The following is a 17,650-nucleotide window of genomic DNA, read 5'->3' on the forward strand; positions in this document are numbered from 1 at the left end:
AAGAGCGGCCTGCCAAAACGCGGTGAACTACCAGCGCACGCGAGTGGTTAATACGCCGCTGATCGGAGATCCCGGGTAGATGTTGTAATTCGCGTGCGCGGACTCGTAATACTTGATGTTGCCGACGTTGCGCAGGTTGAGGGCAATTTCGTAACGGCTCTTGCGATACGAAACGGTGGCATCCACCCGCGTGTAGCCAGGCAGCAGCACCAGATCGTCATTGGCGACGAATCGATCGGCGTTGTAGATGACGCCTGTGCCGAACCCAAAGCCATTCTGGAACCGATAGGTCGCCCACAAGCTTCCGCTATGCAGCGGCACCTGTCCCGGACGTTTGCCCTGGATCAGCACTCCGCTGGAAAGAGAGTTGGACTTCAGAATCTTGGCGTCGAGCCAGGCGTAACCGCCATAGATTTCAAGATTCCTGACGACACGCCCACTGAAACTTAGCTCCATGCCGTTGGTGCGCTGCTCGCCAGAGAGCACAAGTTTCGTCGGATCAAGCGGATCAGTGGTCTTGATGTTATTGCGGATCAAGTGGAAGGCCGACACCGTCGAGGTCAGGCGCCCGCCAAGGGTTTCGAATTTCACGCCGCCTTCATAATTGCGGGTAGTCTCCGGCTTCAACTCGGAATTGTCCGTTGCTAAGGAAAGCGCTTCACCCGACGGCTGGAATGACCGGCTGAAACTGCCATACACCGAAGCCCACTTGATCGGCTGATAGACCAGCCCGACCCGCGGACTCACTTCGCGATCGATGCGGCCAAGGTCGGCGTTCGCTGGCCTTCGATCGTCAAGGCGTTGACGGTAATAGTCGAAACGCGCTCCTACCGTAGCCTTCCACTTCGGCGCGATGTCGATCTGGTCTTGTATATAAGCGGCCCACACCGTGCCGGTGAAGATGTTGTCGGTGGCCGGAGTCGTCGAATAGTTCGGTCGCGTCAGCACCGGATTGATCAGCGCTACATTGCCGGCGGTGCCGGTGAATCGAATCCCATCACGGTCCTGCCAGCCGTACTCAGCTCCCATCAGGATGGTGTGGTTCATGCCGGCGATTCGGGTGAACTTCACCGCTTCCGTCTGATTGAAGTAATTGCGCTGTGTGCCGCTGAAGTTGTACTGCGCCCGCTTTACGAAGGTCTCTCCGCCCGTTTCGAGGATGCCGTTCGAGTACGTATTGCTATAAGCAGAATCGTAGTTCGTGTGGCGGAAGTTGTTGCGAACCAACCAGGTTCCCATGCGGTGCTCAAGGTTGATCCACTGGCTGAAGGCCTGATTATCGAGAAAGTCATCGGGTGCGTAACCGTAATAGCTGCCGATATCGATGTTGGCGGGCCGCCCATTGATGGATGGAATGCCGCGGTCGGGAAGGCGGTCGTCGTTCAGATAGTCGATCTGCGCGACAAATTTCGTGTTGTCACTGATCTTCCACAACAGGGAAGGGGCGAAGGTAAAGCGGTCGACATAAAAATCATGCCGATGGCTTCCGGAACTCTCCCACGCACCGGGAAGCCGGACCGCAGCTTTTCCGCCCAGGAACGAAAGTCCCGTGTCGCCACTGACGCGTTTCATGCCGTATCCGCCCACCATCGTGGTCAACTCGCCCATCAGCGGTTGCTCAGCTTCCGGAGTCTTTGTGACTCGATTGACGATCCCGCCAGATGAACCGCGTCCGTACAGAACCGCTGCCGGTCCCTTCAGCACTTCAATGCGATCGAGTGTGGAAAGGTCCCGATAGTAGGGAGCATCATCACGTACGCCGTTTACGTAGTAATCGTTCACAGCGCTGAAACCGCGGATCAGGATCTGATCCCGGCGACCTTCGCCCATGTGAACGCTTACTCCGCTGACGTTGCGGACCGCGTCCTGCATGGAGACCGCGGCTTGTGAGCGAATCAATTCGCTGTTCACGACCTCAATGGCCTGTGGGACGTCGCGAAGGGGGATATTAGTCTTGGTGGCCGTGTAGGCCTGGCTTTCGGAATATGCGGCTTCGGCAACAACGTTAACGACGTGGCTTGACCCGGCGGCCTGAAGCTCCACCGAGGCCATAATCGGCTTGCCTTCGGCGACGATGACGCGCTGCTGTTGCGACTGGAAACCGTTGAGATGAACGATCAGGGTGTATTCGCCCGCCAGGACTTCCGGAACAACGAAGCGGCCGAGCGGGTCTGAAACCGTGGCTTTCACGGTCTTTCCGGTGGCGTCCTGAAGTTCGACTTTGGCGCCGGGAACCACAGCTTGAGTCTGGTCCATGACGGTGCCGGTGATGTCCATGAGTTGTTGGGCGAAAGCGAAGGGAAGGGCGAGGATCAGGAAGAGAACCAGTCCGGGATACTTCACGAGAGACTCCGGGGCAGTAAAGAGGTATGAATTCTAATTGAAAATGAAATTGAAATTCATTTTCAACACACAAAGACGATACCTCCGCTTTCCCGCTGCTGCAACGGAAAAATCATCAAACTGCGTTTTTCTATTCCCAAAATGGGAAAACGGGGCTGGCAGCTACGCCTGAGGAAGACGGAATCCGCACTGGTAATAGTGCAACTCGGGCGTTTAAGAACAGTGATTCGACAGGAACGCCATCCAGTGCCCCCGGATTTATCTATTGGTGCAGATCGCCGCTAGCAAACACTCTGGACGAGGATTCGATCAGGCCGCCCACATGCCCATTTGCCTGAGACCCCGTTTTGCCAACACGCGTCGAAAGGAGATTTCGACCACGTGTTTGGCCTCCGCAAGACTCAGGGCGGGGACCACAGTGATAGTCCCAAGTAGGTTTGCCAGTTCGAGGTAGGAGGCGCGGCATTGGTGCAGGAACTCGAGCGGATACTCAGGCTTTCGCGCGCGCGCCGCTTCGGGATCGGCGTCGAGAACGAAGGCGATGTCAGGTTGAGGAGCGGACATTGCGATCGCCTTCACAAACCGGCGGGTCATGGCTCGCTCTAACGGAAGGTTCGCCAGTTCATCGTGGATATAGCGGTCCATGATGATGACGTCGGATCCTTGGCGGCGGGCGTGCAGGATTACCTTTGGCAGGTACAGGGCGTCCAGGCCGTAGAGTCCGTGCCGGAGAAGGTTCACATGCCAGCCGCGAACGTTCTTGTCGCGACGGTTAACGGGCTTTTCCGGGGAACCGATACCGGATTCGCTCTTGAAGACTTTCTGCACGAACTTTTCGCGGTACCGGGAGAGCACGACCACGTCATCCCAAAAAGTCAGGACAGTCGTCTTCAGGCCAAGGCGTTCTGCCACAGATCGCAGGTTCTCAATCTGTGTGCTCTTTCCGGCGCCGTCCATGCCGGAGAAGCTAATGAGAATTGGGCGCAACAATTTCATTCGTTTCCGATTGTGCCGCCGGTTAGCGGCACGGGTGTTCTTTTGCTGCGTCGACGAAGCTTACCTTTGCTGCGCGGATGCCGTAGTGGTCGTGTTCGCGCCCGGGGGAACGCTCGGTGAACTGCGCGAGAGACCGTAGACGATTCCCACCGCCGCTCCAGCCGCCGCAATGGCAGCGATCTTCAATACGAGCGATCGGCGCTGCGGCTGCTTCGCGGGTGCGATGGCGGCACCGGCGGGCTTCGAGGCCGCGCCACCCACGGTGGTAGCGGCTCCGGCCGCGGCTGCACCCGCAGGTGCTTCCTGCGGCTTATTCTGCGCGGGCGCCGTGTTCTGGTTCTGCCGGGCGCTGCCAGGCGAATCGGGCAACGGGTTCTCGACTGGTTTCTGCGGACCCCGGCTCGGATCGGGCGTTGCGCTGTCTTGCGAGGTGCCCAAGTCCTGATTCTGGGTTGCGGGTTGAGATGGCTGCTGTTCGGTTTGCTGTGCGGCCAAAACCTGGGGACCTCCGCAGAGTGCAAACGCAACCACCGCGATCATGCAGCGAGTGAAACAAACGGGACTGCCCATAGACAACTCCATCGTGCTTACTTTGATTCCGGCATTACCTTGCGTGCCGCAACTGCCTTTGCGTACTGGGCCGCCGTCAAGCTCTTCTCTGGGACTGGGAGGCGGGAGAGATCGGCCTCCGGGTCGTGAAACAAGTGCTTCAGGCGGTTCTGGATGTACCGCATCAGGTTCGCCACGCTGTGGTGATGCCAGCAAACTTCGTTCATTCGTGATGAGGTCCCGAGAAAAACCCGGAACCGCGTGTGTAACGTTTCCGGCGCGCCGAGCATGGCGGCCGTCAGCCTGTGATTGCCTTCGATAATCGTGACCGTGTGTTCTTCATCCACGCCGATCAGGATTACGGAACTAACTTCGTGGTCGAAGCGAAGCCGGTAGCTGAGAGAATGAATCTTCGAAATGAAGTCACCAATCTTGCCGCCGAATTTCCTGGAGCGGATCTGATGGACGATGTCGGAAAGTCCGAAGCTGCCGTTGGCGATCTTTCTCCAATGAGCGCGGGGGAACACACGTAATTTCGGCAGGTCTTCGGGATCCAATTGCACTTCCCACCACTGGGTGTCGGAGGGTAACTCACGCCACATGTGGCCACGACGGCGAAAGAGAAGTGCGCGGCGCATCAGATTGTCCTCGTCATTCGTTACGTCTGCTTCGAGCACAAGATGCTCGAAACGGTCGCGGTCGCGATGAAATTCTTCCTGGTAGAACTCGTTCCGGAGAAACTCGGCAATTACTTCTGCTTCAGTTACCCGCCGCAGCTTTTTCATGCTGCCTCCTCTCGATTCATCCGGCGGAAGCGGAAAAATGGTAGTGACACGATCATGAGCAATGCCACCATGAGCACAAGTTGAACGAGCACAACTTGATGCAAGGTTGAATGGAATATGTTGATTCCCAGGAAGATCGCGCCACTTACGGCCAGCTGTACCAGGCCAGTGTTGGCGATTTTCCGGGACATCTCGTAGGCCATGAGCACCACACCGAGGGAGTAGATTCCAGCGGCTGCCGCATAAAGGCTCAGCAGCGCTTCCATGCCAAGCGCCATTTCGAACTGGGCGCCGAACACGGCTCGCAGCACCGGTTCGGGGAACATGGTGAGGCCGACGATAAATACCAGGGAGATGGCGAGTACGATGACCAGCGGCACCACAAGTACCGCGTGGTTCTCGTCCTTCGGCTTCGCGCCTGCCGAAACCGGGAACATGGCGCTGACGACCGACCACGAAGCGAAGTAGATGACGCGCCCAACCAGAGCGATCGCCGCATACATGCCGGCTTGATCGCTGCTGAAAAAGTGCTTCACCAGGATGATGTCGATGTTGTTGATGATCACCTGTCCGGTGAAGAAGATGATGGCCTGCATCCCTTCGCGGAATGAGGCTGGTAAAGCTGCAGTCGGATTGACCTTCAACTCCTGAGGAACACTCGGGAAGAAGTAGGCCAGCATGACAGAAACGGAGATCGCGGCGACCGCGCCCAGCACTCCATATCCGAGCTGGATCAACACCACCGCGCCCAGGAACTTGACCACCGCTTCAAGAATGAAATTCCAACTTAGTTTCGCGAACGCGCAGGTTCCCTGGAGGCCTCCACGCTTTGCGCCGAGGGGGACGTAAAAGGCAATGCCGAACGCCAGGATAATTACGACCCAGGGCGTAGGCAGGTTAAGGTATCGCGCCACGATGCCGCTGCAGAGTATGAGGCCCGAGCCCAGCATGATGCCGGCGGTCCACGCCCGCCTGGTAAGCGAGGCGTAGACAGCAGACTTACCCGCATCCGTCTCGTTGCGGGCAACGAACTTCGCGCAAACTAACTGGAATGAGAGAGTCATTGCCGAGACCAGCATCAGCAGCGTCACGGCTGCCGCGGCGTGGCCAAAAGCGGAGGGCCCGAGCATCCGGGCGACCGCGACGTTGTATCCGAAGTTCACCACGCTGACGAGTCCGGAACCGACCAGCATGATGATGCTGCCGCCCAGGACGCGGGCGTGTGCCGGTTCCGAACGCAGCGTTGCCATCGCGTCTCGCCAACCGAGACGTGGTGGTGCAGTCGCAATGGTTCCTTGCTTCATGAGAATGAATCAGTTCCGTTCTTATGCTGCTACGTGGTTACCGTCGGAATTCGTGTGGCCGGTTCCGTCGTCGACGGAGCGCGGCATGAACACGGGCTGGTTCTTCATGGCGTTCGGCAGGAAGCGGTAGAAGCTGCGCACCGCGTCGCCAGAAGTTTCGAATACCTCAAACAACCTGTCCGTTCTCGTTAGCTCCAGAACCACCGATGCCTGGGGCGAAACGGCGGCGAGTTTCAATTCGCCATCGCGTTTCATCACCTCGGCCATGCAATGGAGCAGCATGTCTACGCCGGCGGCGTCCATCTGCCGAATCATGGAGCAGTCGAACACGAGTTGCGGCCTGTCGGTGTTGAGGAGCGGCTGAATGTCGCGAAGAAACATGCTCGCCTGTTTCTGATTAAGCCGGTCGGGCATGCGTTTCACGATCACGGGCCTACTCGTTTCCATATCTCCTCGCAATTGCTAGGTTTGCGGGGAACTCTCCGGCATCAACCGCGGGGGCGGCCGGTGCCTTGGTTTTCGCCGGAACCTCCAACGCCGCCGCAGGCGTAGCGATCGAATCCGGCAATGACGGCGGACATTCGCGATGGGACGACGCGAATACCCCCCGCAGGACTTGTGCGGGTAAGAAACTCACTAAGGACAGGAAGCCGCCGAGGGCACGCAGGGGAGCGTTCGCCGACGCCTCACCGATCAAGCGCGGATCCGAGAATTCCACTTCCACATTGCGCTTGAGGTTCCACACCCGGCTACGGCCGACGACGGAATGGCTTACGTCCAGTCCGGCGCCGAGATAGGTGTAGGGAAGAGTGCTTATGTTTTCGACTACAGTGCCGCAGTCCACCACGGTGTGGTGTTCGAGGGCGCTGCAACGGGTTACAACAGCGGCGGCACGGACACGAGATCCCGCGCCGATATATGCAGGGCTTAATACCCGTGCCCGGCGATGAACTTGAGCGCCGCGTCCGAGCCAGACTCCTGGCCGGATCTGTTTCCCCTCCGGCACAATCCGAACGCGCTGCATCAGCGCATCCACGGCCAGAGCACGCAGGTGATGAGGAGACGTAAGGCGGTTCAGGTATCCGGTGAACAGATACGAATTGCAGGACTGCCGGAACTCCTTCAACTCATGACGGAACAGGTACGCAGCATCGTTACGCCGGGAACCGGTGATCGCGTAGATGTCCAGGCGCTCGCCGGTTTCGTCGATGACAGCGGTGATGCGACTTCCCCGGCCATTGTGAAACTGCATCAGGTCGCCGAAATCGATGTCCGCGTATGCGCCTAACCGCAAAAACAATACCAGGTCGGCGCCGGCCGTGGAGTACTCCTCGAATACGGCCTCCGCCTTGCGCCAAAGATCGTCTCCCGCTGCCTGCTGCCAGTTCCCGTGTTCTGCCGTGCCGGTCGGCCACGCGCTCGGTGGCGCTTCGGTGATCACCGTCGCGCGCTCCACACCCGCATCTCTCAGCTTTTCAATAATCCGGAATGCGATCGGCTTCCCGAGCACGTCGGACAACGCGTAGGGAAGTCCGCCGATACTCTCGTGGGTTTTGCTCGGGGCCCCAAGAACAACGATCGCTCTTACATCCATGGTGCCCACCTCGGCGCAGCGGCGCGGAAAATGGCCGAACGCGATGGAATCCACGCCGGCAGGCGCCGGAACCGCGAAATCGGCTGAAGGGCCTTGGCTCTCTGGTGTACGTCAAACGACCGCAGGTATCGCCGCATAATCTGCGGCATCGTCATCCGCAATGCTGCGGAAAAATTTGCTTCCGCCATTTCTTTCTGCTTCTCAGGGGAATGCACGAGTTCAGTCATCGCATTGGCGAGACTTTTGGAATCACCTGTCTGGTAGAAATCGATAGCCAGACCTTCATCGATTGCCATGTCGCGGAAATCTTCGATGTCGGCCGAGATAATCGGGACGCCGTATTCGGCTGCGAGGTGCGCGACACCGCTGCTTCCCGTGGCCGATGAGTACGGCAGCACGAGGACGGTTGCGCTGCGGAACAGTTCCGCAATCTTTTCTTCCGGCACGTACCCGGTGAACACAATCCGAGGATCGTCCTGCACGCTCGCTGCCACTGACTCGACGTATCCGGGGGTCATCGGATGGTTCGCGCCGGCAATCACCAGTTTGCAGTCGGCCAGTTCCCGTGACGCATGCTTGAAGGCATCGATCAACAGTTCCAGGCGCTTGTAGGTGCCCCACTTGCCGAATGCCAGAATTTTGTGTGGATTTCCACGAAGGTCGAAGTTCGGATATTCAGGACGTGCGCTCAGGATTCCATGTGACCGGAAATGAACATTCTCGCCGCGATAACGCTCGATCAATGTTCGACGATACGCTGGCAACAACACTGAAACGGAGTTCGCGGCCAGCAGCATGCGCGTCGCGATCTTGCCGGCAAGACGGTAAAGCTTCGGCGAACGAACACCTGCATCGGTCAGGTCGATGTTGTCCATCAGGTGATGCAGAGTCACGTGCGTGTAAAAGCCCGCCATACGAATGAGCGCAGGGGCCGTTAATCCGGTGAAAGCGGCTACAGGATGATTTCCAAAGGTCGAGAACAGCAGGTTGAACCACACTACATCCGGCTTGATGTCGCGAACTGTATTCAGTAGTCGAAGCGCGTTCGTCTGGCGATTGAAGTCCCACACGCGGCGAACGTCGAAGTCGTGCAACTCCTCCGTCGCTATTCCTTCGGTTTCATCGCCGAGCACCGTAACACTCAGCAACGGATCCGCCTGGAGTTCCCGCGCGATGTGGTATCCGTATTCGTTTAGTCCCCGCCGGCTCGGCGGAAACGCAGTGACCAAACAGATCTTCATGGGCCCCTATCTGACCTAAAAGAGCGACAGGCGAATTACCGGTCGGAAAATCGACTGGCCGCGGCCAGAGAAATTCATAAATGTGTCTTGCTGGAAACCGATTGAGAACCGCAGCGGATACTCCACCGGAAACTGCCCCGAACCGTCATCGAACATGCGACGAAGAGGCTTCACATAAGAGATGAAGATTCCGCTCTGTACGTTGTCATAATCGTGAATACCCATGCCACGAGAGTAGGCGCCGTTGGCCTCAATCTCCCAATTCTTGGCCGGCTTGATTTCCAGGCGCATGGCGGGCCGCGCTGCCTGTGCAATGGCGTAGAACTGGTCCTGCACGCGCCAGGAACGTATGTATTCGCCCAATATTGTGGCTTTTACGCGCTGGCCGAATTTGCGCGAGATACCCGCGTAGCTCGAAGTTGAGAAGAATTCACGTGGCAGCGGGTTCAATTGAAGGTCGCGGACCGAGTAGCCCGTCACCAGCGCGGTCTTACCCCACGGACGGCCTACTGTGAATTCCAGCCTCGCCCCGAGGTCGCGCGAGCTCAAGTCGCGTTCGTTGAATCCACCTGATTCGTGATACGCATTGCCGCTGATCGAGAGCCAGTTCCAGAATGAGTTCGTCGTCATGTACACGAACTGCCGGAACAGGTTCTGGTTGATCTCGAGGGGCGATTCCTTGTCGCGCCGGAAGGTCATCTGAACCCCGGTGTTAAAGATTAGCGAATTGCGTCCGATCCTCAGAATCGGGTTCAGAGCTCCGTTCAAGGTATAGTCGTAAGTGTTACGGCTTAGGATCACATTCTCGCTTGGAAGCGAAACCTCGCCTCTCGCGTTACGTACCTGGAAGAATCCGGTGATGGCCGGCAATCCGGGCTGCCTCATGCGGAAGGCATTCGTCCACCGCGATTCCAGAGACGAGCGCGGCGGAGGCAGTGCGCCATTCGCGCCGGTGCCAAAGAACTGAGCATCGAGTCCGTATATGGTGGCGTCCTCGAAGATTGGCGCCATGGTGAAGTCGCTCGATACGGAGAACTTGTTGTTAATCGTGAGTCCCTGCTCACCAGCGAGGTCGAGCATCGCTCGCGAAGTGACGTCGTTCTCCTGCCCAGCCAGCGAATCGGCCTGGGCGAACGCCGTCAGAGCGCGGGCATCTTCATGGCGCTGCCGATACATATTCGCCATGGCCAGCTTGTAGTCATAGTTGTCGGAATAGTCGTCCGGACTTCCCAGGCTTGCCAGCACGGCCTGGGCATCGGCGTTGTCTCCCTGTGCGAGGAAGGTGTTCGCCAGGCCGATCGCCACCACTTCGTCGGCAGCGCCAGCGGTTTTCGCGCGCTCGAACATGCGACGTGCCAGGTCGAAGTCGTTCATCCCCAGCATGATGTTCGCCGCTTCAACGTAATTATCGGCGGTCACCGGAGTTGATTCTCCGATTCGCGCTTCGGCAAATGCCAGCGAGACTTGCTGCTTAGCATCGTCCCACTTTCCGTCGCGTGCCATCACCCTCGCGAAAGCAAGGCGGGCATCCACGCGGTTCGTGTCAGGCGCGTCCAGTGCGGCGGTAAACCGCTCCATGGCAGCGTCGCGTTCGCCGAGTATCAGCAGGGCATCGCCGGTGGCCAGCAGCACGCCAGCCTGATCGCCACCCTCACGCTCCGCAGCTTCCACGTACCGGAACGTCTCGGCCCGGCGGTGAAGTTGCGCATTGGCGTGTGCCAATTGCGCGTAGATGAACGGATCCTCCGGCTGCAATTGAAGCGCCGTGTTCAGGGCCTGGATGGCATCGCCGTAGCGGTGCTGGTAATACAGGGTGTCTGCCAGCGAGAGATGCAGCTTGATGTCGTTTGGCGAATACCTCAGCGCCGCTCGATATTCTGTTTCCGCCTTGTTCAGTAGGCGCTGCTGACGGTACGCCGTGGCGCGAACCAGATGCGTCGCACCGGATTCACCCAGCAACTTCTCCGCCGTGTCCACATGATCCAGGGCATCCTTCGAGCGCCGAAGCTGTAAGGCTGAGAACGCCATGCCGAGCTGTGCGACGCCATTTTTGGGCTCCATCTTGAGGGCGGTTTGGAAGTCCTTCACGGCTTGGTTCGCGTTCTGAAGATCGTTCAGGACGTACCCGCGGTTCACGTACCCGTTCACCATCTTGGGATCCTTCTCGATGGCTCGCGTGTAATCGGCAACAGCCTGGGTCAGCAACTGCGACTGTTTATGAACGTGTCCGGCAAGTAGCGGAAAGTTCGCTTCCTTGGGCAGAATGCTCTCGAAGCGGCTCACCACCTCAAGCGTGTCATCGTATCGGCCCAGGTTATACAGGTCATATCCGAGATAGACCGCGGCGTTGCGGTCATCAGTAAGCGTCTGAAGCACCTGCCGGGCGAGAGTGGCCGATTCGCGGTACTTGCCGATGTGGAAAAGGTAGCGTGCCGTTTCGCGCTTTACGCGAGGGTCATCGTTCATCGACCCTTTGGCACGCTCAACCCAATGTCCGGCCAACGGGACTTGATGGTTTTCAAGTGCAGCGTTGGCGGCATTGGCTACCACCGCCGGGTTCTGCGGCGCGATCTTGTAGGCGCGTTCGTAGCTGTCGTTCGCTTCTTTAAACCGTCCCGCCCCGGCGTAAAGATCGCCCATGGCGAGGTACGCTACGTAATCGTCCGGATAGGCTTTCGCCAGCTTCATGAAATATTCGGCAGCCGTCTTTACGTCGCCGTCTTCCCGATACAGGTAGCCGAGCGATTCAAGGGCAAACCGATTGTTCGGTTCTCTTTTGAGGACCGTCATGTATAACTTGCGTGCTTCGTCCTTCTTCTTCAGCTTCCACAGGAGGTTGCCGTACTGGAGGGTAATGTTGATGTTCTCCGGATCGATCTGAAGAGCTTGTTTCAAGTCCGTTTCCGCTCCGGCGTAGTCTTCGCCGGCAGTTCGAATCGCTGCACGAACACGCAGGAACTCTGCTTTCGCGGGACCTTCCACCTGGAGCTTGCTCATCTCGGTTTCGGCGATCTGCATCTGCTGACGCGCGCCTTCCTTGTTTCCAGCTTCGCGATAGAGATCAGCAAGGTTCAGCCGCAACTGAATCGGATAAAGCATTCCTTCCGGAGTTCCGCCGGCGGGAATCGCCGCCAACGCCTTTTCGTACTCGGCGATCGCATCCTGCTGCCGGTTTTCGGCTCGGGCGAGGACCGCTTTAATAGCGTGCAGGCGGTAGTGGCCGGCATCGAGCTTTTCGGAACGGGCGATATATTGCCGGGCTTTGCCGAGATCTCCTGCTCGCAACTGTGCCTGTGCCGCGCTCAGTTGCAGCGTGATCTGTTGCGGTTGCAGATCCGCGGCCTTCGAATAGGTGTCGGCCGATTCTTTCTTGTCTCCGTTTAACTCGTAGCTGTATGCGAGGTCGGCTAGTACGTCGGGCGTCTTCTTGGGCGCGCTCTTCAGTGTAAGAACTGCATTGCGGTAGTCATGAACTTCACGGTAGTAGTTTGCAACCGCCCGGAAGATATCCACATTGTTCGGCGAACGCCGCTTCGCTTTGTCGAGAAGGGCCTTAGCCTGTTCAGGCTGCTTCAGTTTCATGTAGGCGATGGCCATCAGCAGCTCGGCGTGTGACGAGGGCTTCATGTTTTCGGCACGTTGCAGGAGGTCGAGTCCGCGCTGGGTGTCGCCTGTCTGGATGAATAGCTCGCCTGCGATCAGCAAGTCGGTGTCGCGCTTCGGGTTTGCTGCGATTACCTGAAGAAGCAACCGCTTGGCTTCATCGGTACGGCCCATGCGCATGTACGTCTGCGCCAGACCGGAAAGGCCTTCCACTGAGCCTGGCTGAAGTTGCAGGCCTTTTTGAAACGCACTGAGCGACGTCGGGTATCGGCCCGCCAGGCGCGAAGTGTAACCGAGCAGGAACCAGAGCTTCGCATCCTGGGGGGCAGCCTTCACGGCGCGTTCGGCATAGTTCGCGGCGCCGGAGGTATCTCCGTTCTTTAGCGCGGTTTCTGCTGCACGTGCCATTCGACCAACTTCGATACTGCTGCCCCAGCCAATTCCGCCGGATGAGTTGCTGCTGGCAGCCGCACCCTTGCGGCTGTTCTGAGCCGGCTGGGCCTGTTGCTGCCCGCCGATCTCAAACGTCTGCGCATTCGCGGTTACGAACGCGAGCGCCAGGAGGGAACAGTTAGTAACGTTTATAAGAAAACTTTTCACGGGACCACCAGGAGTAAGCAGACGTGGCACTTCTCACCATCGCAAGCCGGATTCCATCTCAAGGGGTTACGGCTTACGCCTGAAAACTGCCGAAGTTGGATTGCGCTTGATTCCATCTCTGAATGTAGTGAGCTCGAAAGTACCCAGTATGTGTCTTTGTGTACTCACTTGTTCCGCATTGCGCCATTACGTAACGGGACGTCTGCGTCGTTCGTAATTGCTCCGCTGCTTGTTTGTGACTCCAGAGCGGCTTTTGGTTGCAAGCAACAGCTCACATAAGTTTCGTTTCTTCTCAAGTCAACCCGAGAAGCACGTCAGGAATCAAAACTGCTCCGGAAGGGAAAAGCATGGAGGAATTCAGTGAACTCGGTTTCACCATCTCCCAGCGCATCGCGCGCTGTGTCCGTTACAGTCATTCTTCTCCTCGCCCTGGCGGTGCATGGTCCGCTCCTGCTGATGCAGCTGCCGGCGAATTCATACGACGCCTATACGCATATGTTCATGGCGTCGCACTATGCCGGACATTGGTTCAATCCGTGGAATGAGAAGTGGTTTGCAGGTTTCTCACAGACGACCTACCCGCCCCTCGCCCATCAGTTGATCGCGCTGTTCTCGTACTTGTTCGGACTGACGATGTCCTACATGTTCGTGCAGTTGGTCGCCATTCTTCTGATTGCGGTGGGCATCTTGCGTTATGCGCGGCTCTGGGTCGATGAACAAAGCGCGAGTTATGCCGCCTTGGGAGCCGTCTTCCTGGGATCGCTCGGCATGCTCACTTACCAGTCCGGGCAGATCAATACGATCCTGGGCTCGGCGTTAACGCTGAACGCGATCCCATACTTCTATCGCTGGCTGCGCTCGAACACTCTCAGCAACCTGGTGAAGGGCGTTCTGCTGACGATGAGCGCTGCGGCTGTACACCACATCACGCTCATCAGCATTGTGCTGTTTGCCGCGCCTGTGGTTTGGCTTGCTTTGGTGGATCGCAACCAGGAAGGTGCCGAGGCTTCTGCGCCCGGCGTTATTTCCCGCGCGCTGGCGTTCGGCGCTCTTGTGGGCATCGGAATTGCCCTTGTGCTGCTGCCGTTCTGGATTTCGTTCTTCAAGAATCCGGTCACGCAGCTTCCGATTCCACATCCGAGCCGCGACAACTATCTGCTCAATTTGAAAACAGGTCTCAACTACTGGCTGATTCCGTATGGAGCGCTCGCGCTGGTGGTGCCGTACATGTTCCTGCGTGGTGCGACGAGCCGTCGTCTTCGTCCACTGTTCGTTGGATGGTGGGTCACGTTCCTGATCGGCCTCGGTGGAACCACACCTTTCGCGAAGTTGCTGTTCAATCGTTTCTTCTACGTCTTCACTTACGAGCGCTTCACGTTCGTATCCACGTTGATGGTGCTTCCATTAGCGGGTCTGCTGGCAGCTCATCTGATCAACCGTTATGGACGGAAGGCCTTGGTCGGAGTCTTCGCCGCCATGGTGGCGACGTTCGCGACATCCGTTGCCTGGATGCAGTTCAACCCCATCGGGGACACGAGCTTCAAGGTAGACCAGGTCATCGCGTTCATGAATCGCGATGACCATTCGAAGTTCCGCTACCTGACGCTTGGGTTTGGCTCATTGTTCTCGAAGGTCTCGATCGAGGTGAATGCCAGTACCGTCGACGGCGACTACAACTCCGCCCGTTTGTTGCCCGAAATGACGCAGTACGGCGCAGGAAAACTGGACAACGCAAAGTACTACGGCCTGGGTGGCATGGAGTCGCTCCGTGCCATGCTCAAGCACGCCAACCAGTACGGCCTGAAGTACATTTTCGTGCGCGACCGTTTCTATGAGCCGCTGCTCGCGTTCGCCGGATGGCGTACGGCCGAGCAGTACGATAACGGCAACGTTACGCTCTGGGTGAAGGATGATGTTCCTCCCGCCCAGAAAATGGACTTTGGCGCTCCGCCTCCGCCATGGCAAGGCTTGATCTGGGGCCTGTTGCCGATCTCGGTGGCGCTGCTTTCCTTGCTCAGCGTTGTGCTGTTGCACGAGCGTCGCAGACTCGCTGAAACCTACGAATTCCCAGCCACTGACGAAGCGGTGGCGTTGCGGGAGGCGAAGTAATGGGCCGCGTATTTCTCATCGTAATGGTTGCAGTAACAGTCCTTCTCTTTGCGGTCGGCACGCTGACGGCCGGCAAGGCCGAAGTTGATACGAGCACTCCGGACGGAGCCGTAAGAACCTTCTACGACTACGTGAAGGCAAAGGACTGGAAGGCTGCTTACAACCTGGTGAACAACCAGAACAAGGTTGATCTCACCAGCCTTGTCAAGGAACTGAATGGCAACAATGGCGACCTCCGCAGTTTCTCCACCCTGTCGAAGGCGACGCCGAAGGTGCTGAAAGAGAATGACACGCAGGCGCTAGTCCGCACCGACCTGCAATGGTCCACCGCGGTTGGCGCGATGTACGAGAGCAAGGATCTGAACCTCGTCAAATCAGGCGGCGGTTGGAAACTCGACTGGCCGGTCACGGTGCAGGCCAAGGTTCCGCCGCAGGTCATTCCCGTGAACTTCCTCCGCTGGGATATCGTCACGCGAGGTGCCGACGACGACTGGGGTGCGCAGAACGTGGAAGCCCCGCGCGTGCGCATCGTGTCGATGAACGCCGTCGAGCGCGACAACGCGACGATCATCCTGGGCGAGATCGTGAATGAAGACACTGTTCCGGGATTCGTTGCCGTCAACGCAACGCTGGTCGGCAAGAACGGCCAGACACTCGGAGAAGAGAGCAGCTTCGACAAGATTTCCCACGTGCTGCTGCCGAAGGAAGTCTCGCCGTTCCGCGTCGATTTTCCCGGCATCAAGCTGGCCGATGTGAAGAACGTGCGGATGCAGCCAAACGCACTGCTTGTGCCCGCTTCCGCCGATCCGACCATTGGTGTGCTGAACCAGAAGTTGGATACGGACTCGAACGGCCGCAAGGTTCTGCGCGGGGAACTCATTAACGAGAGCGGACAAACGGTCAATATCCCGCACGTTCTCGCAACCTTCTACGACAACCAGGGACGAGTGATCTGGGTGTCAGACGGTTACGTTGACCGTGCGCTGCTGCCGCAATCGCCCGAGCCGTTCACGCTGGGTATGCGCGACGACATCGCCGACAAGGTTCAGACCTATCGGGTGACAGTTAACAGCTACAGCATCAATAAGACTCAGCTGTAACAGGGATTCGGGATCCATGTATCGCGTCTTGCAAATCTCGTTGTTAATCGCTGTCTGCTGGTTCGCTGCGTACGTGGCGCAAGCAGCTGAGGTCCAGGTTCCCCAGAAAGCTGTCGCGGGAACTGAGATCAGCCTCTCGTCCAGCGGCAGCGGAACCCTTTACCTGTTCGGTCCGGGAACGGCCATGAAGAAGGACGTGAAGTCCGGTGAGGAAGTGCGCGTTGCGGTCAAGAACGCTGGTCGCTACACGGCGATCCTAAATGGTTCCGCGAGCACGTTCGAAGTCACACCTGGAAAGATTGGAGATCTCGCGTTTCTGGCGCGGCCATCTCGCGTTCCTGCTGACAGGCAAGGTGTGATCGCCGGAACGGTGTTCCTCTTCGACCAGAACAAGAACATGGTGCTAACTCCGACACAGGTGAAGTTCGACCTGTCTGTTGAGGGAGGCGCTGCGCAATCGCATTCCGTTCAGGCGAAGGACGGAATTGCCTACATCAAGATGGATTCGGGACGGAAAGCAGGCGCTGCGCAATTCGTAGCGAGCGCCGGCGAGAAGTCGGTTCGTCGCGTCGTTCAGCAGACCGCGTCTGATCCTTGCAACCTGCGCATGCGGGTGCAGAAGTCCAAGGATGGCGTTGTGGTCGAAACGGATCCAGTCCGCGACTGCGCGGGCAATCCAGTTCCGGACGGAACGATCGTTACGTTTACCGCAATCGGTAAGAACGGACGCAGCACCATCGATTCGAGGGTCAAGAAGGGAATTGCGCGGGCGCAATTCCCGGCCTTGGAAAGTGCCACTCTCAGCGTTGCTTCCGGCGTTGTGATGGGGAATGAAATGCGCTGGGGAGGTGGAATGTGAAGCGCTGGGTTTCTTATGTATTTATCGCCGGTCTGATTCTCGCGTGTTCAGTTTGGATTGTGGCGGTGCAAGCGGCGTCGAACATTCCGCAGGTGAACCTCGATGTTTCGTCCGCAGGTCCGCGCGAGATCGAGGACACGACCGAAAAGGCCGTAGCTCGCGACTATGCGAAAGCCTGGAGTTCGATGGCCACTGCGCTGGCAGAGAATCGAACCGATGTTCTGGATGCGGATTTTGTCGGCGTTGCGCTGGACGAGATCCGCGAGCGCGTGAACCAGCAACAGCAGTCGGGACTGCGAACGCGTTACGTGGATCGCGGTCACAAACTGCAAGCCGTGTTTTATTCGCCGGAAGGTTCGGCGATCCAGTTGCGCGATGTGGCTGACTTTGAAGTCCAGTATCTCGATGGCGACAAGATGGTGAACTCGGAGCAGCGCACGCAGACTTACACGGTTGTGATGACGGCCGGCGAAAACCGCTGGAAAGTCCGTGTGTTGCAGGAAGTGATCGGACAGTAAGTTGTTTCTGTTGTGGGTGAAAGCGCACGGTTTTGGCCGTGCGCTTTTT

The 17,650-nt window shown here is 58.0% G+C and carries 13 protein-coding genes; 4 read left to right on the plus strand and 9 right to left on the minus strand.

Features of this window, described 5'->3' with window-relative positions:
* Positions 1 to 27: 27 nt before the first annotated feature.
* From VN577_13310 to VN577_13350, 9 genes are all read right to left on the minus strand, one after another.
* Positions 28 to 2,343, minus strand: coding sequence for a TonB-dependent siderophore receptor (locus VN577_13310; protein ID HWR15799.1), 2,316 nt, complete (start codon positions 2,341 to 2,343; stop codon positions 28 to 30).
* Positions 2,344 to 2,652: 309 nt separating this feature from the next.
* A complete protein-coding gene (locus VN577_13315) occupies positions 2,653 to 3,339 on the minus strand; it encodes a hypothetical protein (GenBank protein ID HWR15800.1) in 687 nt (228 codons plus the stop codon).
* 60 nt (positions 3,340 to 3,399) lie between these two features.
* Positions 3,400 to 3,909: a hypothetical protein gene (locus VN577_13320; GenBank protein HWR15801.1), complete on the minus strand. Its 510-nt coding sequence runs from the start codon at positions 3,907 to 3,909 to the stop codon at positions 3,400 to 3,402.
* Positions 3,910 to 3,926: 17 nt separating this feature from the next.
* A complete protein-coding gene (locus tag VN577_13325) occupies positions 3,927 to 4,673 on the minus strand; it encodes a hypothetical protein (GenBank protein HWR15802.1) in 747 nt (248 codons plus the stop codon).
* Positions 4,670 to 5,923: an oligosaccharide flippase family protein gene (locus tag VN577_13330; GenBank protein HWR15803.1), complete on the minus strand. Its 1,254-nt coding sequence runs from the start codon at positions 5,921 to 5,923 to the stop codon at positions 4,670 to 4,672. The genes VN577_13325 and VN577_13330 overlap by 4 nt, the downstream gene beginning before the upstream one ends.
* A 75-nt stretch (positions 5,924 to 5,998) precedes the next feature.
* Positions 5,999 to 6,424 carry an STAS domain-containing protein gene (locus VN577_13335; GenBank protein ID HWR15804.1) on the minus strand — a complete coding sequence of 142 codons (426 nt, stop codon included), beginning with the start codon at positions 6,422 to 6,424 and terminating at the stop codon, positions 5,999 to 6,001.
* The gene (locus VN577_13340; protein ID HWR15805.1) at positions 6,411 to 7,571 is read right to left on the minus strand and encodes a hypothetical protein; all 1,161 of its coding nucleotides are present in this window, start codon (positions 7,569 to 7,571) and stop codon (positions 6,411 to 6,413) included. Before VN577_13340 ends, VN577_13335 begins: the two co-directional genes overlap by 14 nt.
* Positions 7,562 to 8,812: a glycosyltransferase gene (locus tag VN577_13345; GenBank protein ID HWR15806.1), complete on the minus strand. Its 1,251-nt coding sequence runs from the start codon at positions 8,810 to 8,812 to the stop codon at positions 7,562 to 7,564. Before VN577_13345 ends, VN577_13340 begins: the two co-directional genes overlap by 10 nt.
* A gap of 15 nt (positions 8,813 to 8,827) precedes the next feature.
* Positions 8,828 to 13,015, minus strand: coding sequence for a tetratricopeptide repeat protein (locus VN577_13350; protein HWR15807.1), 4,188 nt, complete (start codon positions 13,013 to 13,015; stop codon positions 8,828 to 8,830).
* A gap of 360 nt (positions 13,016 to 13,375) precedes the next feature.
* On the opposite strand from VN577_13350, the gene VN577_13355 reads away from it, so the two are divergent.
* Genes VN577_13355 through VN577_13370 form a run of 4 tightly spaced genes read left to right on the plus strand, consistent with a single transcriptional unit; the run spans position 13,376 to position 17,601 of the window.
* Positions 13,376 to 15,124: a hypothetical protein gene (locus VN577_13355; protein HWR15808.1), complete on the plus strand. Its 1,749-nt coding sequence runs from the start codon at positions 13,376 to 13,378 to the stop codon at positions 15,122 to 15,124.
* Entirely contained in the window at positions 15,124 to 16,224 is a 1,101-nt protein-coding gene (locus tag VN577_13360) for a hypothetical protein (GenBank protein HWR15809.1), read from the plus strand. Before VN577_13355 ends, VN577_13360 begins: the two co-directional genes overlap by 1 nt.
* Positions 16,225 to 16,240: 16 nt before the next feature.
* Complete coding sequence (locus VN577_13365) at positions 16,241 to 17,083, plus strand: hypothetical protein (protein ID HWR15810.1); 843 nt, start codon at positions 16,241 to 16,243, stop codon at positions 17,081 to 17,083.
* Complete coding sequence (locus VN577_13370) at positions 17,080 to 17,601, plus strand: hypothetical protein (protein ID HWR15811.1); 522 nt, start codon at positions 17,080 to 17,082, stop codon at positions 17,599 to 17,601. The genes VN577_13365 and VN577_13370 overlap by 4 nt, the downstream gene beginning before the upstream one ends.
* Positions 17,602 to 17,650 lie beyond the last annotated feature (49 nt).

It is taken from the genome of Terriglobales bacterium, from assembly GCA_035561515.1.
Taxonomy (GTDB): Bacteria; Acidobacteriota; Terriglobia; order Terriglobales; family Acidobacteriaceae; genus DATMXP01.